This window comes from Xanthomonas sp. NCPPB 4037 (genome assembly GCF_041475695.2).
Classification (GTDB): domain Bacteria; phylum Pseudomonadota; class Gammaproteobacteria; order Xanthomonadales; family Xanthomonadaceae; genus Xanthomonas; species Xanthomonas campestris.
In genome coordinates this window covers 882,496-905,029 of sequence record NZ_CM191261.1, presented here as the reverse complement: position 1 = coordinate 905,029, position 22,534 = coordinate 882,496, and the positions used below count along the sequence as shown (strand labels likewise).

20 protein-coding genes are annotated in these 22,534 nt (G+C 65.8%); 4 read left to right on the top strand and 16 right to left on the bottom strand.

The genetic code is table 11. From position 1 onward, the window contains the following. Nucleotides 1–352: 352 nt before the first annotated feature. The 5 genes from ACCQ01_RS03990 to ACCQ01_RS03970 form a co-directional block, all read right to left on the bottom strand. The gene (locus tag ACCQ01_RS03990) at nucleotides 353–1,318 is read right to left on the bottom strand and encodes a glycoside hydrolase family 113 (protein WP_228431520.1); all 966 of its coding nucleotides are present in this window, start codon (nucleotides 1,316–1,318) and stop codon (nucleotides 353–355) included. Next, entirely contained in the window at nucleotides 1,300–2,547 is a 1,248-nt protein-coding gene (locus tag ACCQ01_RS03985; protein ID WP_228431627.1) for a hypothetical protein, read from the bottom strand. Before ACCQ01_RS03985 ends, ACCQ01_RS03990 begins: the two co-directional genes overlap by 19 nt. A gap of 49 nt (nucleotides 2,548–2,596) precedes the next feature. After that, nucleotides 2,597–4,504 carry a glycosyltransferase family 2 protein gene (locus ACCQ01_RS03980; RefSeq protein WP_040941800.1) on the bottom strand — a complete coding sequence of 636 codons (1,908 nt, stop codon included), beginning with the start codon at nucleotides 4,502–4,504 and terminating at the stop codon, nucleotides 2,597–2,599. Nucleotides 4,505–4,517: 13 nt separating this feature from the next. Beyond that, a complete protein-coding gene (locus ACCQ01_RS03975) occupies nucleotides 4,518–5,426 on the bottom strand; it encodes a hypothetical protein (protein ID WP_372358858.1) in 909 nt (302 codons plus the stop codon). Between the two features lie 256 nt (nucleotides 5,427–5,682). Further along, complete coding sequence (locus ACCQ01_RS03970; RefSeq protein WP_228431518.1) at nucleotides 5,683–6,522, bottom strand: glycosyltransferase family 2 protein; 840 nt, start codon at nucleotides 6,520–6,522, stop codon at nucleotides 5,683–5,685. A gap of 364 nt (nucleotides 6,523–6,886) precedes the next feature. Here ACCQ01_RS03970 and ACCQ01_RS03965 point away from each other — a divergent pair, with 364 nt between their 5' ends. The 4 genes from ACCQ01_RS03965 to ACCQ01_RS03950 all read left to right on the top strand — a co-directional run bounded on the left by ACCQ01_RS03965 (nucleotide 6,887) and on the right by ACCQ01_RS03950 (nucleotide 11,849). After that, a complete protein-coding gene (locus ACCQ01_RS03965; RefSeq protein ID WP_228431517.1) occupies nucleotides 6,887–8,044 on the top strand; it encodes a phosphotransferase enzyme family protein in 1,158 nt (385 codons plus the stop codon). Between the two features lie 31 nt (nucleotides 8,045–8,075). Further along, entirely contained in the window at nucleotides 8,076–10,244 is a 2,169-nt protein-coding gene (locus ACCQ01_RS03960) for a TonB-dependent receptor (RefSeq protein WP_228431516.1), read from the top strand. A 196-nt stretch (nucleotides 10,245–10,440) separates the two neighbouring features. Then, a complete protein-coding gene (pnuC, locus tag ACCQ01_RS03955; protein WP_228431515.1) occupies nucleotides 10,441–11,016 on the top strand; it encodes a nicotinamide riboside transporter PnuC in 576 nt (191 codons plus the stop codon). A 104-nt stretch (nucleotides 11,017–11,120) separates the two neighbouring features. Next, the gene (locus ACCQ01_RS03950) at nucleotides 11,121–11,849 is read left to right on the top strand and encodes a UTRA domain-containing protein (protein ID WP_228431514.1); all 729 of its coding nucleotides are present in this window, start codon (nucleotides 11,121–11,123) and stop codon (nucleotides 11,847–11,849) included. Between the two features lie 271 nt (nucleotides 11,850–12,120). Here the strand turns inward: ACCQ01_RS03950 and ACCQ01_RS03945 are convergent, their stop codons facing one another. The 11 genes from ACCQ01_RS03945 to xpsF all read right to left on the bottom strand — a co-directional run bounded on the left by ACCQ01_RS03945 (nucleotide 12,121) and on the right by xpsF (nucleotide 22,513). Continuing rightward, nucleotides 12,121–12,951 (bottom strand): glycosyltransferase family 2 protein, encoded by an 831-nt coding sequence (locus ACCQ01_RS03945; RefSeq protein ID WP_012439239.1) that lies wholly within the window; start codon nucleotides 12,949–12,951, stop codon nucleotides 12,121–12,123. Between the two features lie 438 nt (nucleotides 12,952–13,389). Continuing rightward, nucleotides 13,390–15,669: a type II secretion system secretin GspD gene (gene gspD / locus ACCQ01_RS03940; protein WP_116890009.1), complete on the bottom strand. Its 2,280-nt coding sequence runs from the start codon at nucleotides 15,667–15,669 to the stop codon at nucleotides 13,390–13,392. Continuing rightward, nucleotides 15,666–16,451, bottom strand: coding sequence for a type II secretion system protein XpsN (xpsN, locus tag ACCQ01_RS03935; protein ID WP_011035909.1), 786 nt, complete (start codon nucleotides 16,449–16,451; stop codon nucleotides 15,666–15,668). Before xpsN ends, gspD begins: the two co-directional genes overlap by 4 nt. Then, the gene (gene gspM / locus ACCQ01_RS03930) at nucleotides 16,441–17,082 is read right to left on the bottom strand and encodes a type II secretion system protein GspM (protein ID WP_011035908.1); all 642 of its coding nucleotides are present in this window, start codon (nucleotides 17,080–17,082) and stop codon (nucleotides 16,441–16,443) included. Before gspM ends, xpsN begins: the two co-directional genes overlap by 11 nt. Then, the gene (locus tag ACCQ01_RS03925; protein ID WP_070691821.1) at nucleotides 17,066–18,187 is read right to left on the bottom strand and encodes a PilN domain-containing protein; all 1,122 of its coding nucleotides are present in this window, start codon (nucleotides 18,185–18,187) and stop codon (nucleotides 17,066–17,068) included. The genes gspM and ACCQ01_RS03925 overlap by 17 nt, the downstream gene beginning before the upstream one ends. Continuing rightward, nucleotides 18,184–19,035 carry a type II secretion system minor pseudopilin gene (locus ACCQ01_RS03920; protein ID WP_011035906.1) on the bottom strand — a complete coding sequence of 284 codons (852 nt, stop codon included), beginning with the start codon at nucleotides 19,033–19,035 and terminating at the stop codon, nucleotides 18,184–18,186. Before ACCQ01_RS03920 ends, ACCQ01_RS03925 begins: the two co-directional genes overlap by 4 nt. Then, on the bottom strand, nucleotides 19,032–19,670 hold the full coding sequence (locus tag ACCQ01_RS03915) for a type II secretion system protein J (RefSeq protein ID WP_011035905.1): 639 nt from the start codon (nucleotides 19,668–19,670) through the stop codon (nucleotides 19,032–19,034). Before ACCQ01_RS03915 ends, ACCQ01_RS03920 begins: the two co-directional genes overlap by 4 nt. After that, the gene (xpsI, locus tag ACCQ01_RS03910; protein WP_070691818.1) at nucleotides 19,667–20,083 is read right to left on the bottom strand and encodes a type II secretion system protein XpsI; all 417 of its coding nucleotides are present in this window, start codon (nucleotides 20,081–20,083) and stop codon (nucleotides 19,667–19,669) included. Before xpsI ends, ACCQ01_RS03915 begins: the two co-directional genes overlap by 4 nt. Next, the gene (gene xpsH, locus ACCQ01_RS03905; protein WP_070691816.1) at nucleotides 20,080–20,589 is read right to left on the bottom strand and encodes a type II secretion system protein XpsH; all 510 of its coding nucleotides are present in this window, start codon (nucleotides 20,587–20,589) and stop codon (nucleotides 20,080–20,082) included. Before xpsH ends, xpsI begins: the two co-directional genes overlap by 4 nt. A 10-nt stretch (nucleotides 20,590–20,599) precedes the next feature. Next, nucleotides 20,600–21,031, bottom strand: a complete 432-nt coding sequence (gene gspG, locus ACCQ01_RS03900) for a type II secretion system major pseudopilin GspG (protein ID WP_014506603.1) — start codon at nucleotides 21,029–21,031, stop codon at nucleotides 20,600–20,602. A gap of 264 nt (nucleotides 21,032–21,295) precedes the next feature. After that, complete coding sequence (gene xpsF, locus ACCQ01_RS03895) at nucleotides 21,296–22,513, bottom strand: type II secretion system protein XpsF (RefSeq protein ID WP_011035901.1); 1,218 nt, start codon at nucleotides 22,511–22,513, stop codon at nucleotides 21,296–21,298. Nucleotides 22,514–22,534: the final 21 nt, after the last annotated feature.

The following is a 22,534-nucleotide window of genomic DNA, read 5'->3' as shown; positions in this document are numbered from 1 at the left end:
AACGCACTATCCATGTGCTCCGCAGCGGTCACGCCTGTCTGGCGCGTGTCGTTCGAGGACGCGTGACGCAGCACCGACTCAGCTAGCGGGATCGTATCGACGGAAATCCGCGCGCATCTCGATTGCATGTGCGCCGAACTTGCAGCGCACAGTCATCGACTGAACGCAGCGCACCGCGCGCATTCCGACGCAGCATATTCACGTCCACTTGGAGCAGCTGACAACGCGTAGCAAGCAATCGCCCGGTGCTGCGGACCACGCGGAGGAACCGGAGAGTACGGTGGCAGATGCCGATTCCCAGCACCGGCCGCTTTCACTTGGCGCGGCTGCGCCGTCGTTCTGATAACGGCGCTTACTCCGCCAGCACTCGTTGCGCCGGCTTGCCCTGCACGGTGAAGTCGCTATCCCCGGGACCGCCGGCCTTGGGGTCGGTGTACCAGCACCACAGCGCGATGCCTTCCACGCCATGCGCCTGCAACACCGCGCGCCACTGTTGCAGCACCTGCAGTTGCAGTTTTGTATCGACCGCCGCGGTGCGCTGTTCCGGGCTCTCCCATGGCGCCGCCAGGCTGCCGCGTGCCGAACGCAGCCCCAGCTCGGCCACCCACACCGGCTTACCGACGCGCTTGCCCAGGTCCTGCAGGCGCTGCGCGGCGGCCTCCATCTCCGGCCGCCGTTTGGCCGCCGCTTCAGACAGACGCGGATACAGACTGGTGCCCACCGCATCGAACAGCGACCAGTAGCGGAATGTTTCCGCGTGCTCCATGCCGTCGGCAACGTACAGCAGCTTGCCGCCGTAGACCGCACGCACGGCCGCCACTAAGGCCGGCCATTGCGGTGCGTCCTGCAATTGGCGCAGCTCGGTACCGATCACCAACGCCTCGGCGTGCTCGTCTTCAGCAAGCTGTGCCAGCGGCAGCAGCGCGCGCTGATAGGCGGCAAACCACGTTACCTGGTCGGCCGGCGCCGCATCGCCGGCCCAATGCCCCGGAATCCACAGATGCACCTTGAGCGTGGGCTGCAGCCCGGCCGCGTGGCTTTGCCGCAACGCTGCGCGCATCGCGGCCAGGCTGCTGTCGCTGCCCAGCACCGGGTCGTTGGACTGCGGCGTTGCCTGCCACACGAAGGCCACCAACAAGGCCTTGCTCGCACCGGTGTCGGCGAGCGCATTCAACGATTGCGCTGCCGCGTCGCTTTGCCACGGCGCGTTGGCCGACACCTTGACGTTGGCGCCCATCCAGGTCGGCACGGCCTGGCATCCAGTGGCGAACACGCACAACCCCATCAATAACGTTGCGTTTAGAAAGCGCTTGAACATGCTGCAGAAACCTGATTCGACGAAAGCGCCTTCTGCTGAGTGCAGGTTGTAGGGCTTGAGGTTGTAGTGTTCTCGGCAGCCATCGGCGCCAGCGCAGACGCACCGCCAGCCAGCACCGCAGCGCCGGCTTCGGGCTGGGCAGCATGCGCTGCCACAGCAGACTGCCCGTCCGTCATCGGCAGCGCCGCCATCGCGGTCACCACGATCGGCTCGCCCTGCGCCTGTGCCTGTTCAGCCGATGGCGCCTGCATCCAGCGGCCCCAGCCCTGCGGCTGCACCCACGCCGCACCCAGCACGCCCAACAGCAGCAGGCCGGCGGCCTGGCCACGTTGATCGGCACGCAGCGCGCGCAGCAACAATGCGGCCGGCACCCACAGCAGCAGCAAGGCATCGAAACCGGCCCAGCCGAACGCGAACGACAGCGCCGCCGCGCAGATCACCGTACCCGCACTGGCGAGCACGCCGCGCGCCAACATGCCGCTGCGGCTGCGCATCACCAACGCCAGCAATGGGAAACACGCCACCGCCGCCACACCCCAACGCAGCGCCGGCAGCCAACCGTCGGCATGCGCCTGCAGCGGCAACGGCAGCGGGTGCGCACCGGCGGCGATGCTGGACAACGTCGGCCACGGCGCATTGAACATGGTCAGATTGATGTAGACCCACATGCCGACCAGGAACACGAACGGCAGGTAGCACACCAGATAGAACGATCCCGGCGCCTTGCGCAGCATCTGCGGCGGCATCACCAGCAGCAGCCAGGGCGCGACCATCGTCGACAGCGCCAGGGTCTGCAGATCCAGGCACAACAGGATGCACAGCCAGCCGGCAATGCGCAGGTAAGTGAAGGCCTCCACCGGCGCCTGCAGGCGGCGCAGCGTGCGGCACAACCCGTAGAACGCAAGCAGGCCAACCGCCTGGCTGCCACCGGCGGCAATCGGCAGCAGGAATAGCGGGTTGCAGCCCACCAGCAAGGTCAACCCGGTGGCCCAGCCGCGCCCGAACACGCCGGCCAGATCGCGCCATAGCAACGACAGGAACAGCGCATTGGCGGCCACCGCCACGAACGGCCACACCTGGAACGGCAGGTTCCAGCGGTGCGCAGCGACGTCGATCAGCCAGGTCAGCAAGCCGGTTGCCGGCAACCCCACCGTGGGCGCCACCGCCGGTGCCGCGCTACCCAACGACTGCACCAGCAACGGCTGGCTCAGCAGCGACAACGCCACCACCGCCACCAGGAACGCCGGCAGCCCGCTGTCGCGGCGCGCGGCGCCCGGCTCACTCTTCGAGTGCGGCGCGGCGCTCTTGTTCGGAATGCTTGCTGATGCCATGCGTGGTCTTCTCCCAGTAGAACGGATTGCGGATCAACTGCCACAGACCCTTGTAGGCCGCGATCGACTGCAGCAACCAATAGAACGGCACCGTCAGCGCATACGGCGCGAGCTTGAAGTAGTCGCGCTTGAACGCGGCCACCAGCGTGATGTAGATGAAAAACCCGTTGGCGAGCAGCAGATTGATCAGCGAGACCGCGGCCAGCCACGGCGGGAAGATGCGGTCGAACGCCGAGGTCCCGGTCAACAGCCACGCCGCGTACAGAACCCACAGCACCGGCACGCCCAGCGCGGTGAAAAAGCCGCCGCCGATGAAGAACTGAAAGCCCCAGAACCCCTTGAACCCGGTGCTGCGGTACAGATGCACCGGGTCGCGCATGTGCACCAGCCAGGTCTGCATGTAGCCCTTGAGCCAGCGCGAACGCTGCCGGATCCAGTTGGGGATGCTGACGTTGGCTTCTTCGAACGTGGTGGAATTGACCACGTTGACGCGGTAGCCGTTCTGGATCAGCCGCACGCCCAGGTCGGCGTCTTCGGTGACGTTGTAAGGGTCCCACGCGCGCACCTGGCGCAACACGTCCAGCCGGAAGTGATTGGAGGTGCCGCCCAGCGGAATCGGAATGCGCAGGTATTCCAGCGCCGGCAGGTAGAAGTCGAACCAGAGCGTGTACTCCAGCGTGAACATCCGCGTCAGCCAGTTTTCGTCGGCGTTGTAGTAGTTCAAGCGCGCCTGGATGCACACCACGTCTTTTTCCGCCTTGCGGAACGCAGCCACCACGCGCTTGAGCTGATCCGGCTCGGGCTTGTCTTCGGCGTCGTAGATGGTGAGCAGTTCGCCGCGCGCAAAATGCAGCGCGTAGTTGCAGGCCTTGGGCTTGGTCTTGGGCTGCGACGGCGGCACCCGGATGATTTCGAAGAATGCTTCCAGGCCGAGCTTCTTGGCCGCTTCGATGGTGTCGAAATCGTCCGCTTCCAGCACCAGTTTCACGTCGAGCTTGCTGATCGGGTAATCCAGCTTGCGCAGCGCATTGGCCAGGATCGGCAGGACTTCCGGCTCCTTGTACATCGGCACCAGCACGGTATAGACCGGCAGGTCGTCATCGCGCAGCGCGGCCACTTCGTCTTCGGTGACCTTGATGTCGATGCGGTGGCGCGAGCCGAACCACACCAGCAGCAACTTCAGGCCAAAGGTCGCCAGAAAGCCCAGCGCCACCAGCACATTGATGGTGATCAGCGTGATGATGGGGAATGCGGCGATCGCCGCTACCAGCACCGCGGCAATCGCCCACAAGGTGAACTTCTGCCCGCGGGTGACCACCTGGCGTGCGGAATAGGTAGGCGCGTGTGCGGCCAGCAGGTTCAGCGCATTGTCGGTGAGCTGCTCGTCGGCGTAGCGCTGCAGGCTCCAGATGATGTCGAACTTGGCAGTGCCGACGAAGCGGACTTCCGCACCGTAATGCTCGCGCGCCCAGGCGAATAGCGCCGGGTCCGGGTCGGCCACGGCCAGCACCAGCACACCGTCCTCGCGCCGCCACGGCAGGATCAGCCGCTGCGCATACACATCCAGGTCGGTGGCGGTGAGCAGCTCGGGGTCCGGCGGCTGTTGCACCAGGTCGACGAACTGCAGCCCGAAGTGCGCGGCCACGATGGCGTAGAACCGCTGCGCCGGCACGCCGCGCTGGGCCAGGATCACATCGCCCAGGCGCGAATTCCAGCGTTGCTGCAAGGCAAGCGCGGCGCGCAGTTGCTCGTCGGTGATAACGCCGGCAGACACCAGCGAACGCCCCAACAAGCCGCGTTCGCGGCCGATATCCGGCGCCCGTCCCAGCGCGTCCATTTCGCAGGTGACCGTCATTGTCGGCCCTGCCCTAGAACCGCCACCAGGCGGCCACGAATGGCCCGCCGGCAGCACCGGTATTGCGGCCCATCACTGGCTGCTGGTAGCCCACCTGCCACTGGCTACCGCCGGGGGCGGTATACAACGTGGACAGCTGCAGCTTGGTGAGGTCGTAGTTGGTGCCGGTGGCGACGAAACTGACGCCACCAGCAGAGCCGGGCACGTCGAAGTTGTTACGCCCGTTGCCCAAGCCCTGGATCACGTTGAGTTCGCCAAGCACTAGCCAGCTGGGGGTCAGACTCAGGCCAGTGGAGGCATCCACCCGCAGTTCGTCGGAGGCGGCACTGCCGCGCAGACGCACCGCACCGCCGAGGTCGACATAGCCATTGCGCCCACCCAGCGTGTATCCACGCCCGCGGCTGTAGCGCAACTCCAGACCATAGTCACCCAACCCCAAGGCCGGGTCGGAATTCGCACCAGGGGTGTTCGGGTGGTAGGTCTTGCTGCGGCCATAGGCTGGGATGCTCACCAGTGCCTGCACCGAACTGCGCCAGACATCGTCCTGCGCACTCGGCAGCGCGTAGCGCAGGCCGATTTCCTGATCGGCGAAGCCGGTGGTGCTGGCGCGGGTGCGGCCGTCTCCGCCGTGATTGCTGAAACCCACGTCGGTGAAATAGAAGTTGCCGATGACGCTCAGTTGGTCAGTCAGGCCATGCTCGACGTAAACATTGAGCTGGTCCTGGCGGCTACGCCCGTTGCCATCGAATTGCTGTCCATCACCGAAGGTGGTGCGGTGATGGCTGTCATCGAACCAACCGCGTCCATCGCTATGCAGCGCCTTGACGATCACCAGGGTGTCGCCTTGTGGCTGGGTCCAGGCACCGGCCGTGGCGGTGTCAGGCAGCGCGGCGATCAGGCAACCCGCCGCAAGCAACGACATGGCCGCCCGCTGGATGGGACGCCGTTGGGGCTGGCTGCACTCTGGCGCCCGCTCAACCGAGCTGGACAGTGAGGGGGTGGCACACGACTGACGTACCCGCGAGCGCGGGTCGTTCTGTAGGGACATTGCAGATTTCCTGGTGGGGGACCCGGAAGGGACAGGAAGCAATCGACGTTGATCACATTTCTAAGAGAAACGTATCACAGTTCCAGACACTACCGCATCACGGATTTATCACAAATTTAACGCGGCGAACTCAGCGTTGGCGTAGCAGCCGGGGCATCTGTGCCGCCGCATGGGTCCAGATCGCCGCCCAGACCCCAAGCCGCACCAGCAGCCCGCGTTGCGCGGACTCGAACTTGCAAAAATACCGCCACAGACCGCGGTGCTTGTGCCATTCCACAAAAAACGGGCGTGAACGGCTGGAGACCCCACGCACGTGCACCACCTGCAGGTCATTGGCCACCGCCACCAGTGCGCCGGCCTGGCGCGCACGCCGGCAGAGGTCCAGGTCCTCGGCATGCAGGCGGTAGCCGCCGTCCCAGCCGTCCAGGCGGTCGAACAGGCTGCGCTGCATCAGCATCAGGGCACCGGAGATGGCGTCCACCGGTTGCAGCGCCAGGGCAGGGTCCGCAGGCACGGCCAGCTGGGCGGCGGCGCGCGGCGCACGCAGCATGGCAGCAAAGTCCGGGTCACGCCGGCGTACCGCAGCGTCGGGCTGGCCGTGTTCGTCCACCTGCTCTACCCCCAGCAACACCGCGGCATGGCCGCCAGCGCGCTCGCACAGCCGGCGCAGCGTGTCGTGTTCGACCATCAGGTCGGGGTTGATGAAGACCAGCCACGGCGCCTGCGAGTCGCGTGCGCCCTGGTTGCAGGCGGTGGCGAAGCCCGGGTTGTCCGGGTTGGCGATGAACTGCACGCGCGCGTCTGCCAACGCATGCCGCTGCACCACATCCAGGGTGTCGTCGCTGGAGGCGTTGTCGACCACGCGGATCTCGCTGATACCCTCGGCCGCGCGCAGCCTCGCCAGGCACGCATCGATCGTGCTGCTGCTCTGGTAGGTGACAACGACGGCGGCGATCGAAAGGGAAGTCATCCGGCGATTATCCCGTGCCGCGCGTCCGCAGCGCCATCGCCGCAGCGGCCGGGTGCATGGCGGTCGGCAAATACAGGGGGCATACTGCGCGCCCGGAACCGCCATGCGGTCTTCCGTGGACGCCGCCCTGCGGCGCACCTCCCACTTTTCAGCTTCGAGATGACGGCCAGCGACCCCACGGTTTCGCGCTGCCCTTTCACTCCCTGCGTCGCGGCCGCCTGATGGTGCCTGCGCTGCAACGACGGCCTGGCAGCGCCGTCTTGGATCTTGCCGGCATGCGCGCCGGGCCCCAACGATCGGCCCCACCCTCCTGGTCTATACCAAATCCGCAAGCCAAACCGCGCGCGGTCGCCGGCGGGCAGCCATGAACGGGCCGCATCACGTCCATGGCATGGGCCTGGAACTGGCCTTGCCGGATTGGCCAGTGCTGCGCGCCGACGAGATCCACCATGTGCTGCAGCGGTTCGTCGGGGGCGTCGGCACTGAAACCGTGCGCTGGCATAGCGCGCGCCCGTTTTCTGCGGCAGCGTGCGTGGAGACGGCGGCCGGCACGATCATCGTCAAACGGCATCACCACCGGGTGCGCACGGTGGAGACGCTGCGACAGGAGCATGCCTTCATGGCGCATCTGCGCTGGGCTGGCGCGCCGGTGGTCGAAGTCCTGCACGACGCACAAGGCCGCACTGCGTTGGCCGAGGCGGAGTGGGTCTACGAAGTGCAACGCGTGGGCCGCGGCCAGGACGTGTATCGCGATGCCTTGTCGTGGACCCCGTTTTGCAACGTTGCGCATGCGTTCGCGGCCGGCGCCGCGCTGGCACGCCTGCATGTGTGCGCACAGGGATTCGACGCGCCGCCGCGCCAGACCAGTGTGCTGGTGGCCAATCTGGCGTTGTTCACCCAGCAAGACCCGCTGCATGCCTTGGAACAGGCGCTGGCATCGCGTCCCGCGCTGGCGGCCGATCTACGCCATCGGCCATGGCGCGCCGACATCGCCACCCACCTGCTGCCTTGGCATGCGCAGGCCTGGCCGTTGCTCTCTGCGCCGGGCGCGTTGCCGCCGCTGTGGACGCACGGCGACTGGCACGCCTCCAATCTGTTGTGGGACACCGATGCGGGCCATACGGAGGTCAGCGCGGTGTTCGACTTCGGCCTGTGCGATCGCAGTTTCGCGTTGTTCGATCTGGCCACGGCGATCGAACGCAATCTGATTCCATGGCTGAACCTGGACACCGCGCAGCGCGCCGAGCCGCAACTGGAACAGCTCGACGCCTTGCTGGACGGCTACGCGCAGCACTGCCCGCTGGATGCGGCGCAACTGCGCCTGCTCGCGGCGTTGCTGCCGATCGTGCATGCGGATTTTGCGCTCAGCGAGATCGGCTACTTCGCCGGCATCACCCGTTCGCCCGACAACGCCGACATTGCCTACCACCGTTATCTGCTCGGCCACGCGGACTGGTTCGCCAGCCCCGAGGGTCGGCGCCTGCGCGAGCATCTGCACGCGCGTGCGCGCCGGCTGCGCTGAGCGTCTTTCATCCCTTCTTCGAGTCTTGCGCATGTACGCACCCTGCCCTTCCCTGCTTTCTCGTCGTCCGCTCGCTTTGGCGCTGGCGCTGTGCATCACCTTGCCTGCCCTGGCACAGCAACAACCGGACGGCGCGGCCGTCCAACTGGATGCGGTCAACGTGCGGGGTGAGCGCGCCGATGCCGCCACCACGCTGAGCGGCTTCGGCGCCACGTCGTTGCTGGATGCGCCGGCATCGATTGCGGTGATCGAGCGCCAGCAACTGCTCGACCGCCAGGCGCGCGTGCTCAGCGAGGTAATGCGCGCCGATGCCTCGGCCGGCGATGCGTATGCGCCGATCGGTTATTACGAAAACTTCGTGCTGCGCGGCTACTCGCTCAACGCCGCCAACAGCTACCGCATCAACGGGCTGAGCGCGGTGGGTGAGCAATCGATCGCGCTGGAAAACAAGCAGCAAGTGCAGATCCTCAAGGGACTGGCCGGGCTGCAATCCGGGGTCAACGAACCGGCGGGGCTGATCGACTACCGCACCAAGCGCCCCGAACATGTGCGCAGCGTCACCCTGGGCACCGACGAACAAGGCTCGCGCTACATCGCGGCCGATCTGGGCGACTGGTTCGATGCCGATCGCACGCTGGGCGTGCGCGTGAATGCCGCGCGCGAAGATTTCCGCAGCTATGTCGACCATGCCGATGGCTACCGCAATTTCCTGTCGCTGGCCGGCGACTGGAAACCCACCGCGCAGTCGCTGTTGCAGGTGGATGTGGAATACCAGCATCGGCAGCAGCGCTCGGTGCCCGGGTATCAGTTGCTGGGCGGCACGCAGGTGCCGCGCAACATCGACGTGCATCGCCTGCTCGGGTATCAGCCGTGGTCGCGGCCGGTGGAGATGGATTCGCTCAACGCGCAGCTGCGCTATGCCTACCAGTTCAACGAGGCGTGGCGGGCCAGTGTGGAAGCGTCGCGCAGCCGCTCAACCATCAACGATTTCTCCGCGTTTGCCTGGGGCTGCTACGGCGCGGCCAGCTGCGCGGACATTGCCACGCCGAATTTTTTCAGTGCGCAGGGCGAATACGACGTTTACGACTACCGCAGCCCGGACGACACCCGCGTGCACGACCAGCTGCGCGCCAGCCTGGACGGCCGCGTGACCACCGGCGCGCTGGACCACCAGCTGAGCATCGGTGCCGATTGGTTGCGCCGGACCATCGACCGCTACGGGTCGGTGAATGAGTTCGTCGGCAGCGGCAGCATCGATCGCGACCCGGAGGTCTTCGCGCAGACCGATGTCGCGCTGGACCCGAAACAGCGCCGCCTGGACAGCCGTCAGCGCGCCGTCGTGCTGGCCGACCGGATCGGCCTGGGCGCGCAGTGGGAATTGGCGCTGGGCGCGCGCTACGTGCGCCTGGACGAGCGCGCCTTCGACCGCGATGGCGTGCTGGAACGCCGTACCCGCAAGGACGCATTGCTGCCACAGGCAGCACTGCTGTTCAAACCGCAGCAGCAGGTCACCGTGTATGCCAGCTACGCCAAGAGCCTGGCCGCCGGTGGCACCGCACCGTGGTTTGCCGACAACGCCGATGAAATCCTGCCGCCGACCAATGCCTATCAGCTGGAAACCGGCGCGAAATGGCAGCTGCAGGGCGTGCGCCTGGGCGCTGCCGCCTTCGATATCCGCCAGGCCTATCAGTTCACCCAACCGCAGGCCGACGGTGGCCTGCTGTACGTGCAGCAGGGGCGGCTGCACAACCGTGGCCTGGAGTTGTCTGCCGATGGCGCGGTGACCGAGCAACTGCAGCTGTTTGCCAGCGTGGCGGCGATTCGCGCGCGCGCCGAAGACACCGGCATCGCCGCCTACGAAGGCCACCAGGCCATCAATGTGCCCAAGCTGCGCGCCAGCGTGCAGGCCGACTACCGCGTGCCCGGCATCGACGGCCTGGCACTGCTGGCGGGCGTGCAATACAGCGGCCGCAAGTTTGCCGACCGCCTCGGCAGCGCCAGCGTCCCGGCCTACGCGGTGGCCAACCTGGGCACGCGTTACGCCACCACGCTGGGCGGGCTGGCCACCACCTGGCGCTTGAACGTGGACAACGTGTTCGACAAACGCTACTGGCGCGATGCGGGCGAATACCAGGGCGATGCCTATCTCTTCCCCGGCGCACCGCGCACCGCCCGGCTGACCGTGCAAGTGGATTTCTAACCCGTAATCGCTGCGCTGCGCCGTGTGCAGCGGCGCAGCGGCGCAGCGCATAAACCTGCAGCGCGTCTGCAGGCTCAGCGATCACGCGCAGCGCCATGACGGCACCCGCACCACCGTGCACGTGCGGCTGATCGACAGCAATCACACAGCATCCTGCACACCGTCCACCCACATCGCATCTTGCCTCCAGGCCACCATGTCCTTGCTCGAATCCATCGCCGTTGTGATCAACCTGCTGGGCGTGTGGCTCACGGCGCGGCGCATTCGCTGGTGCTGGCCGGTGGGCATCGTGGCCGTGGCGCTCTACGCCTGGCTGTTCTACCAATGGAAGCTGTATTCGGACATGTTGCTGCAGGGCGTGTACGTGCTGACGCAGTTATATGGGTGGTGGCAGTGGCAGCGCGGCACTGCGCTGGAGACGCGCATTCGCCCGCTGCCAATGCCGCAACGTGAGCTGTGGCTGTCATTGGGTCTTGGCGCCGGCTTCGCTGCCGCGTTGGGCGCCTACATGCACCACCGCACCGATGCGGCGTTGCCGTGGCTGGACGCGGCGCTCGCCAGCTTCAGCCTGGTGGCCAGTGTGTGGGCCGCGCGCAGGCGCATCGCCAACTGGGTGCTGTGGATCGTGCTGGACTGCGTGTATGTGGGCGTGTTCGTCAGCAAGGCGCTGTACCCCACCGCACTGCTCTACGCCGGCTTCGTGGGCCTTGCCGTGTATGGCTGGCACAGCTGGAACACCCAACGGCAGCGCACCCCGGTTAACGCGCAGTGACCTGATACAGGATTTGCGGCCGCATTCTTCATTACCATTGGAGCACTCGTCTTTTCGGTCATCTCCCCACACATGCTGTGTGTCACCCGTCGGCGGATCGCCGCATGAACATCTCACGCCAGTCCGCCATTACCGATGCCATCAGCGCGCAGATCGCTGCGGGCGAATGGGGACCGGACCAGCGCCTGCCGGTGGAGCGCGCGTTGGCCGAGCGTTTCGGCTGTACGCGCATCACCCTGCGTGAAGCCCTGCAGCAACTCGAAGCCCAAGGCCGCATCTACCGCGAGAATCGGCGTGGCTGGTTCGTCAGCGCACCGCGCGTGCGCTACGACCCCACCAGCATTGCCGGCTTCATGCAGTACGTGGCCGCGCAAGGACGCAAACCACGCACCGAGCTGTTGAGCGCCACCCTGCAACCGGCCGGCGCGGCGTATGCCGCCGCGCTGCGCCTGCACCGCGTTCAAGAGCCGGTGTTCGTGCTGCAGCGGCGGCGCTGGATCGATCGCCGCGCGGTGCTGCTGGAAACCAACGTGGTGCTGGCCGCCTGGGCACCCGGGCTGCTCGCGCATGATCTGGCCGGCTCATTGTCGAGCGTGTTCAACCAGAAACTGGGCCTGTTCCTGAGCCGCAGCCAGTTGTCGATGCATCCGGCCGGCCTGGATGCGGCGCAGGCAATCCTGCTGCAGTCCACCACCGGCACGCCGTGCTTTCGGCTGCAGCGGGTGAGCTTCGCAGAAGACGGCAGCGCGGTGGAACTGGATATCGAATCCTGGCGCCACGATGCGCTGGATGTGGTGGTGCGGACCGAGGCGCCGACGCATTCGGCGCTGTAGCGCCGGGAATCGGGAATCGGGAATCGGGAATCGGGAATCGATGGTGAGCATTGCGCGCTGCGCTCTTCGTTGCGTTCGCGAGCCTCAACGCGGCGGACAATGCGTCGCGAACGTTTGAGGGTGCAGCACGCTAGAAAAGCGGTTTATTGCGTATTGAATGGCCGCTGCGCTGCGCCTGTCTCGCCACTGCAAAGACGTTCTTGTCAGTGGCTTTTATGCATTCGGTCGCGACTCCCGCCCTGCACACCGGGCAGACTCGGTCGCGATCGAGCTACGCGTCGAACAAGGTGCGCTGCGGGTCCGGTGGCGGCAGGTCGGCCAGCAGGTGCGTCAACTGCTCGCGCTGCGCACGCAGCGGGTCGTGCATCAGGAAGTTCGCCAGACGGGCATGCCAGGCGGGCCACCGCGTGGCCAGTGCGTCCATGTCGCCATCGGCCGGGCGGCCTTCGTGCGGGGATGCGACGAACGCGGTGTCGCACAGCACGTTGCGCCAACCCAACCCGGCCATGCGCAGGCTCAGATCCGTCAGCGCGGCGTACCACGAGCCATAACTGCTGGCATCCAGCCCGCCGGCCTTGCGACGTGCGCTGCCGCGCAACAGCACTGCATGGCCGGCGGCCGACGGCAATTCCGGATGCAGCGGCGGCATCGCCGCGCAGGCGGCGGCCAGGCGTTCGGGTGCTTCCGGCAGTGGATTGATTTCGCCCAGCCGTGGCCAGGCACAGGCCTCGCCGGCATTGCTCCACGGGGTGGCGGTGGCAATCGCGGCATCGCGCGCAAAACAGGCCTGCAGTTGCCGCAGCCAGCCCGGCAATGGGCGCGCATCGATGCCGAGCACCACCACATCGGCATCGCCACAGGCGGCGAGCATTTCATCCAGATGTGCCACCTCCCCCAGCATGCGCTGGCGGCGGGTGTGGTGCGCCTGCAGCTGCGTGCGCGCCAGCCAGTGTTCGATTACCGCGCGCCCGCGTGGGCCGGCCTGCGCATCGTCGGCCAGCCACACCCGCGTGCCGGCGGGTGTGGCCGCATCCAGTGCGCCCAGACAGGCATCCAACGCCTCGTCGTCGGTGCCTACAGGAACCAAAATGACAGGATCCATTCATTCCTAAATCGATATTTCAGCCTAAAAAATATAATCCAATCAAATTTTGAGCAACTCAGAGTACATACCAAAGAGCACCCTCATCTCTGAATTACTAAATCTCCCGGGTGCAGGTAACCGTTGCAATAACTGTCAGCCCCCTGACAGGATCCTGCCACCAAGTATAAGATGTCAGCGGACATGTTTCAGCCGACTTTGCCGACTCCCCCCAACCATCCCTGCTGAAGTAGGCATTCATCATTGCATGGCCGGTAGCGATATTAAGCGCGTTTGAAAGCGGTATGCCACTATACTGAGCGCTATACGACACACTAAAAGGAACTGCACTAGCACTCCCCGCTATAAACGGAGCAAGTAAAAAAAAGGCGAGAAAGAAATACCTAAATGGTTTTTTGATGCACATTTCATTTTCTCCACTTATTTTAATCTAGCGAATTATTTATGAACATCCATTGGCCTCATAGACTTAAATTTTGAGCCATACTCGTCAGTTAAGTCACGCGCATCTTGAGGATTACGGACTATCGATGGCGTGATGAGAACGATAACCTCTCTGCGATCACTGTTTTGTGTCTTACGTCCGAAAAGTGCGCCAACAACTGGCAATTTACTAAGGAACGGTATGCCATTACTTCCGTCAGTTGTACTGTCGTCGATAAGACCTGCCAGCATGATGGTGTCGCCATTTTGAACAGCCGCCTCCGTTTTAACGCGTCGGGTGTTGATGTCGACATTGCATGCGGCACTGTTAACCGTTGTAGTGGCTGCAGCTGTGCAAGCAGCTGGTCGAGCACCAGGCGTACTAACCTCCTGAACAATATCGAGAAAAACCATGCCATCCTTCGTCACACGCGGACGCACCTTTAGAATCACACCTGTGTCTATGTATTGCACAGATGAGAAGCTGCTATCACTACCCAACCCAGTATTGATTGAAGTGGAATTTATGGGGATCCGCGACCCCACATTAAGCGTCGCCTCCGCGTTGTTACGCACGAAAACAGATGGCGTTTGCAGAAGGCGCAGATTAGTTACCTGATCTAGCGCACTAATAATCGCAGCTGCATTTTTTCCAAGAAATGTCCAAGCGACGCCATTGCTCGTAACGCTACCCGAAACATCCCCCCAAATTCCCCTGCCAGCAGCCGAGGGTAGATTGGGGCCACCGCTTCCATCAGCATTGGATGGCGTGGTGACTGCATTTTCGAAATACCAGTTAACGCCATACTGCAATCGACCAGTTAGCGTCACTTCTGCAATTTGAGCCTCGATGTGGACCTGCATAGGCATCACATCGAGCTTTTCAATCACATCGCGAATAGATTTCCATGCCTGAGCACTTGTGCGCACAAGTAGTGTGTTGGTCTCAGCAACTGCAGAAACACCAACTTTGTCGCCCTCCACCTCCAGCGTAACGCTACCGTTCTGGTTGGTACTAGGCGGTAGCTGAAGCATGCCGCTGCCGCTACTTCCGCCGAAGCTCCCTGACGTACCCGACTGACTCGAACCATTACTCGTGCCACCTATATCTCCACCAGTGGCGCCACTGCTACTTCCAAGACTTTCATCCCGATCGGCCCCACCGCTATTATTGCCTAACATATTCACAACACCGCCCGGCACCAAAGAAGGACCGCTATTACCGCCATTGCCACGCCCGCCGAACACTTCCGACAGGCGATCGGCCAGGTCCTTGGCCTTGATGTATTTCAGCTCATACGAAAACAGGCGCACGCCGCCACCGGCGCTGTCGATGCGGTCCAGCCACTGCTGGATCTGGTCCAGATAGCGCGGCTGCGGGGTGATCACCAGCACCGCGTTGGCATTTTCCAGCGGCATGAAACGGAACATGCCGGCACTGGGGGTCTTGCTCTGTTCGCCGAAGACCTTTTCCAGATCGGCGCTGACCTTTTCGGCCTTGCCGGACTGGATCGGGAACACGCCCACCGACATGCCCGACAACCAGTCCACGTCGAAGATCTGCACGGTGCGCAGATAGTTTTCCAGCTCGGCGCGGGTGCCGCCCAGGGTGATCACGTTACGCGAGGCATCGGTGCCGACGATGGCGTTCGGGCGCGCGTACGGCTCCAGCACCTTCTTCATTTCGCTGGCGGAGATGTACTTCAGCGGCACCACGCGCACCTCGAAGCCGCGCGCGGCCGACGGTGAGGCGGTGCTGGGCGCGACGGTGCCGGCCAGAGCCTGGTCGGCCGGCACGATGTTGTAGCGGCCACCGCTGAACACCATGCGCGCGTTGTTCCAGCCCAGCACCATCTCCAGCAGGTTCAAGGCCTGCGCCGGCGAGACCGGATTGGGGGTGGCCAGGGTGACGGTGCCCTGCACGCCCGGGGCGATGACGTAGTTCTGCCCCAGCATGTCGCCCAGGATCGCCTTGACCACGGCCTGCACCGATTCGCCTTCGAAGTTGAAGGTGGCACTGCCGCTGCTCGCCATGCCCAGGGTGGGCGATGGGGCCGCGGCGGCGCTCTGGTTGATCATGGTGCCGCTGCCGCGCCGGATCACCGGGGTCGGCTTGGCGCTGGCGTTGCCGTCGGCGCGTTGTTCGGCGGTGGTCTGGGTGGCGCCGGCGGCGCCGACTTGCGGATCCAGGCGCGCGTCGCGGCGCACGTCCGGTGGCGGAGTGGTGGCGCAACCGGCCAGCAGGCCAATCAGCAGGGACACGGGAAACAGGCGCGGCGTCATGCGTTCACTCATTGGGTCTGACCGGGGGTGGAGCCGCCCTGGCGCTGCTGTTGCAGCTGGCGGCGTCGGGCTTCGATACGTTCACGGATGGCGCGCATCTGCTCATCGGAGGGGCGTGGTGCTTCCTGGGCGCCATCGCTGCGCTGCGGCGGCACCGTCGGCGGCGCCTGGCCACCGGGCTGCTGCTGCGGCACCTCGGCCGGCGGCGGCGCGGGTGTTGCAGGTGCCGGCGGGACATTCGGCGGCAACGGCGGGACGGCACCGGGCGCCTGCGGGCGGCCCCCGATGGCGGTTGGCGGCTGCCCACCCTGGCCGTTGAACACCTGCAGCTCCAGGGTCTGGGTGCCGCCCGGGCCTTCGATGGTTGCACTGCGCGGCTGCAGGGCCAGCAACCGGTATCCCTTCACCGCATCGCCGCCCAGCTGCACCCGTACCGAATCGGCCGGATCCAGCGTCAGCGTGGCCATCTTGAAGGTGGAGGTCAGCAGTACGCCGGTCAGGCGCACCGTGGAGGCGGCGCCGCTGCCGTCGTTGCCGGACAGGAAGAACGGGTGCGGCAGGCGATCTTCGGCAAACGCCGGATGCGCGGCGATCTCGGCGTATTTTTCGAACGGCCCCAGCCGCTCAGGGGCCGGTGCCGGCAACGCCGGCAGGCGCTGCACCAGGGCCGGGTCATCGGGCAGCAATTCCACCCGCTTGCCCAGGCCGGCCACGGCCAGCACGCAGACCAGCAACGCCCAGCCGACCACGGTGGCCAGCAACCAGGTGCGCAGGCCGATCATTTCAAGGCGCATTGCTGGCCTCCCCGGCGGCAGGCGCGGCGCCGGTGTTCACCGGGCCGGCATTGCTGCCCGGCCGCAGGTAGCCGGCCAGTTCGAAGGCGATATCCAGGCCGTTGCCGCTTTCGTTGGGCGAGAGCTGGTAGCGCTGCGCCATCACGTTGAGGTTGTCCACGAACAGCCGCGGCGTGCCGTTTTCCAGGCTGTACAACACCGAGGCCAGTTCGGGCGTGCCGCAGCGCAGGCGCACCTGCACCGCCACGCGGGTGAAGCGCTTGGTTTCCGGCTGCAGCGGCGAGCGGTTGCTGATCGCGCAGCTGCGGTTGCCCGGGCTGGCATCGACCACGGCACGTTCCAGCCGCTGCACCAGCCCGGCCGAGGCCAGCTCGGCGGAACTCTCCGGCAAGAAGCCGGGGCGGCTTTGCAGCGTCTGCCTGGCCTGCTGCAGGCGCTGGCTGACCTGCGGGGCCTGTTGCAACTGCACGCGTACACGCAATTCGCGTTCGCGCAGCGATTGCAGGTCGTCCTGCACGGCGAGCATCGGCTGGGTGAACCACGGGTGCACCAACACCAGATACGCAACGCCCATCACCAGCAGCAACAGGCCCAAGGCGATCCAGCGATCGCGTTTAACGCTGCGCGGCATCGGCGGCCTCCTTGGCATCGGGACCGGCCAGTTCGGCGGTGATGGTGAAGCGGTCCACGTTGCGGCCGGCATCGCTCTGCAGCACGCCGGTCAGCGACGGTGTGCGCCACAACGGCGAACCTTCCAGACGGCGCACCAGCGAGGAGGCCTCCTTGCTCAAACCGATCAACTGCAATTGCCCGCCCTCGACCGAAAACTTTTCCAGATAGGTACCGCTGGGCAGGCGACGGCTCAATTCGTCCCAGATTTCCACCGAGGTCGGACGCGTGGCACGTTGCTCCTGGAAGAACGCTGCGCCCTCCACCAGTTCCAGCAACTGCTGACGCTCGGCGGCCACCTGGCGCGCGCGCCCGGCATTGGCCTGCACCTGCGCACGCAGGTCGTCGGCGGCCTGGCGGCGGTTGTCCAGCAGCAGCCAGCCGGCCACCGCGAGCAACACCAGCGCGGCCACGGCGAGCAACAGATTCCAGCGCTGCATCGGGTCGCTGCGGCGCAGGCGGCGTGCCGGCGGCAGCAGGTTCACGCCCAACGGCGCGCCGCGCGCATCGGCCACGTCGATCCCGGACAACGCGTTGTTCCAGGCCTCGGGCACGCCGGCCGGGCCGTCGATCATGCGCCGCGGCACCACTACTAGTTCGGCGTCGAGCTGGCCGTCTTCGCGCACGTCGAGCACGCGTGCATCGAAGTACACCTGGTCGGCGGTGAACGGGGTTTGCCGGTCGATCTCGAAGCGCGCCACGTCCTGCAGGCGTGCAGCGGCGGCGGCAGGCAGCCGCAACGGGCGGCGCAGCGCATGGCTGGCCGGCAGCAGCCAATGCTGCGGCAAGCCTTCCAGCGCGGTGGGCAGCAGCGCGTTCACTTCCTGCGGTTGCACCGGCCACGGCAGGCTGGCGACGGTGTCGCTGGTCTGGTCGCGCTGACGCAGCAACTGCAGCGCCTCGCCATCGAGCTGCAGCAACAGCCGTGACTGCGACAGGCCAAGCTGCCACTGCCAGCGCTGCGGCAACCACGCCAGCAACGATTGCTGCCACCAACGCCAGAAGCCGCCCGCGCCGGGCATGGCGCGAACGCCAATGCGTCCCAAGGTATCCCGCCACGCGGTCATTGCACTGCTGCTCCCTCTTCCCAACGCAAAACGGTGTAGGCGGACCCGGGCAGGGCCGACGCACCGGTGCGCACGACCGCACGCAGCACGGCCTCGCGTCCCTGACTCAGGCGTGCCCGGCTCTCGATACTATAAGTGTCTGTCCCACCAAGCGTCGCGTCGCTGCCTGGCAAACCCAGCGGCGCGTCACGCTGCGCCAGCAGTTGCTGCGCATCCAGGCCCATGGCGGTGAGCACCGGGCCGGTGGCAAAGCGCGCTTCCGGGCGCGAACGGCCGCTGTACAAGGTGACATGCGGCAACAGCTTGCGGTACAGCTCCGCGTCCATGCCCAGCACCAGGCGCAATTCGCCCAGTGTTTCAAACGGACCATCCTTGGCGCCATACGGCAGCCCGGCATCGGCATAGTCGCGGTCTTCCGCACCACCGCCCGGCTGCGTGAGCGTGTCGCCATCGCGCCAATCCACGATCGCGCCAGCCAGGCGCACATCGCGCCCGGCCTCGCCACCGACCGCGCGCACCAGCCCGGCGAGCAGCGTTGGCTCGGCCATGTTCAGATCCACCTTGCCGCTCTCATCGATGATGCGGATCTCCACGTTGGCATCGTCCATCTGCCACCGATAGCGGCGCCCGTCCGGACGCCAGCGCGCTTGCGGCTCGCCACTGCTCAATCGCGACAGCGCGTATTCCATGCCGGCGCGTGCGTATTCCTGCGCCTGGCCGCCGTTGCGCAGCATGGACCCCTGCAGCGCTTCCACGCGCGCGGTCAGCGCAAACGCGCCGATCATCGCGGTGAGCAAGGCGATCAACCACAACACCAGCACCAGCGCTGCGCCGCGCATCGTCCTCATTGCGCCAGCGCTCCACCGCCACCGGACTGCGGCAGCGCCACCACCACCGGGGGCCAGGCCGCGCCGCCGCTGCGGATGTCGATGCGCACCAGCAAGGGCAGGCGATCGTGCCATTCCCATTGCGGCAGCCACCCGCTCAGCGCACCGCTTTGTGGATCGAGCCCGCGGTAGCGAAAGCTCACCTGCTGCACGTCATCGGCCAGCGTTTCAGCCGGCAAGGCGTTGCCTTCTTCGATCTCCTTGCCCGATTGCAACATGGTCAGCGCAATGGTGAGCGTGCGCTGCTCGCCATCGCCAACTACCGACACGTCATGCAGATACGGCCCGCCGCGGCCCAGATAATCCGGCACATCGGCGGCAAACCGCATGCGCTGCGGCTCGCCGACGAACAGCATCGGTTGCTGGCTTTGCGTATCGATGCCCATCGCGATCGGCAACGCCGCAGACAACCGGCGACGCAGGAATTCTTCTACCGCGCGCGTGCGTTCGCTGCGTTGCGCAATGGCTTCGCCGCGCTGGCTGATCGCGCTGGCCGAGCGCAACGTGGCAAAGGCCAGCGCCAGCCCGCCGACCAGCAGCATCGTGGCCAGCAGCACTTCGATCAGGGTGAACCCGGCAGCGCGCGGACGCATCACGCGGGGTTGCCCTGTGCAGTGGCCGTCACCAGCCGCAACGTGCGCCATAACAAGCGCTGGTTGGGTTGCTCGCCCCACCGCACCACCAAGGTGAGCTGCAGCAGCGTGGGGGCGCTCGGGTCTACCGGCGCCTGGGCATTGCGACGCGGTTCGTCGTAGGGGCGCACATCCAGCGACCAGCGAAAATGCCCGTCTTCCAGGCTGCCTTGCTGCTGCCCCGGCACCAGCGGTTTTTCCATGCCCTGCACGGCCAGCAACGACTGCGCATGCAAGGTGGCGCGGGTGCTTTCATCGGCCCCACGCACCTGCCGCGCCGCACCGGACAAGGAGCCGAGCAACAGCGTCAGCGCCAAGGCGAGCAACGCAAAGGCCACGATCACTTCGATCAACGAATAGCCGCGCTGATGCTTCATGGTGCTGGCGTCCGCAGCGGGCCGGAACGCACCTCGCCGGTGATCCAGCCGACGTCCACGCGCCAGCGCGCGTCCTTGATGGTCAGATCGATGCGCCCGCCGGTGGAGGCGCCATCGGCGAAGAACTGGATGGCGCCCTGGTCCTGGCGCGATTGCACCTGCCGGGCGCCGGTGAAGCGCACCTCCAGGGCAGCGGGCAGGTCGCCGTGATGGCCGCCGGGCGCTTCCCAACGCCGCTGCTGCGGGTCGATCAGAAAGCGCTGCGGCGTGCCAGTGGCGATGGCCTGGGTGCGCGTGTAGCGCAGTTGCGCGGCGATGGCCTTGCCGGCGCTGCGCAGACGCATGCCGTCGATGCCGCCGGTGAGCGCGGCGGCCGCCAGCACACCGGCCAGCGCGATCAGCGCGATGACCAGCAGCATCTCCAGCAACGAGCTGCCACGCAGCTGCCTGCGCACAACGGGCGCAGCGCGGTGCGGGGACAGCAACGGCAGACGCGCAACGCGCATGGGTCGCTACTTACTGGTACTTGATGTCCGAGTCGTAGCTGCTGCCGCCGGGGCGGCCATCCTTGCCGAGGCTGATCAGGTCGAAGGCCTGGCCATCGCCGGGCACGCGGTATTCGATGGTATGGCCCCACGGGTCGTTGAGCTCGACCGGCTTGGCGTACGGGCCCAGCCAACCGCTGCTACCGCCGGGCTGGGTGACCAGGTCATCGAGCTTGGTCGGCAATTTGCCGGTGTCGAGCTGGAAGTTTTCGATCTTGCCGGCCAGGGTCTGGATCTGCGACTTGGCGAGGTTCGCCTTGCCGCGATCGGCACCACCGAGCACGCGGCTGCCGACCAGGGTGAGCACCGCGCCGATCAGCACGATGACGATGATGATTTCCAGCAAGCTCATGCCGGCCTGGGCTGCGCGCGACGGACTGCGGGTGATGGAACGCTTGATCATGAACGATTTCCTTGCACGTCGATGAAAGATGCTGCCGCCAGAAGATGACACGGCCGGCACTGCAATGGTTCCCGCATGGGTGTCATGCGGTCACCGAAACGTTGTGGTGAATGTGGTGCGTGTACACGGGAGCGCGCGGCAGCATGCGAAGCGATGTCGCCAATTGCACGCAGAGGAGCGGCAGCCAGCGCGGCATCAGCGATGCGCATGCCGGTTGCCAGACGCACATCTACGCCTGCTGCGCGCCGCACGCGGCCACCACGCTCAACCGATGGCATTGGTGAGGTCATACAGCGGTACCAGCACCGAAATGATGACAAGCCCCACCACCGAGGCCAGCACCAGGGTGATCAGGGGCACCAGCGCGGCCAGCGCGCGGTCGATGGCCTGCGCAGTTTCCAGCTCGAACGTGTCGGCGGTCTTGAGCAGCATGGTGTCCAGTGCGCCGGACTCCTCGCCCACCTGGATCATTTGCAGCGCCAGCCGCGGGAACCGCTTGCCGCGCGCCAGCGACATCGACAGGCCATGCCCATTCTTGACGTCGTCGGCTGCGGCGGCCACATCTTCCACCAGCGCGGTATTGGACATCACGTTGCGCGCGATGCCGATCGCTGCGAGCAGCGGCACGCCGTTACGCAACAAGGTGCCCAGCGTGCGCGTAAGCCGCGCAGTTTCCAGCCGTGCGATCAGGCTGCCGATGACTTTCTGGCGCAACAGCCAGGCATCCAGCGCAGCACGGAACGCGGCATTGCGGCGCTTGCGATCCAGCCATAGACCGAGCACGCCGGGAATCACCACCAGCACCAGCCACCAATCGCGCACCAACAGGCCAACGCTCAGCACCGCCTGGGTGAACCACGGCAAGGCCACATCCAGGCTTTCGTACATCTGCGCGAACTGCGGCACCACATAGCCAAGCAGGAACAACAGCGCGCAGCCGACCACCGCCAGCAGGATCGCCGGGTAGATCAGCGCGTTGATCACCTTGCCCTTGAGTGCGCGGCTGCGTTCCAGGTAGTCGGCCAGGCGCTGCAGGGTGTCCTGCATGCTGCCGCCGGCTTCGCCCGCGCGCACCATGTTGATGTAGAGCTTGGAGAACAGCCCGTGCTGGCGTTCCAGCGCCACCGACAATGGCGCGCCGCCGCGTACGGTGTCACGGATGTCGGCGATGACGCGGCGGCTTTTGTCGTCTTCGGGCAGATCCATCAGGATCGACAGCGCACGGTCCAGCGGTTGCCCGGCGCCGATCAGCGTGGCCAGCTGCTGGGTGAATTGCACCAGCGCGGCATTGTCGAACGGCTTCTTGCGCAACAGCATGCGCAAGGACGGCGAACCGTTTTCGCCGGTGGCCAGACGCGTTTCTACCGGCAGGTGGCCTTGCTCCTGCAGACGCAGCGCCACCTCGGCATCGTTGGCCGCTTCCATCTGACCATCGAGCATTTCGCCGTGCGCATCGAGCGCCTTGTAGCGGTACAGGGGCATTAGGCTGGGAGGCCGGGAATT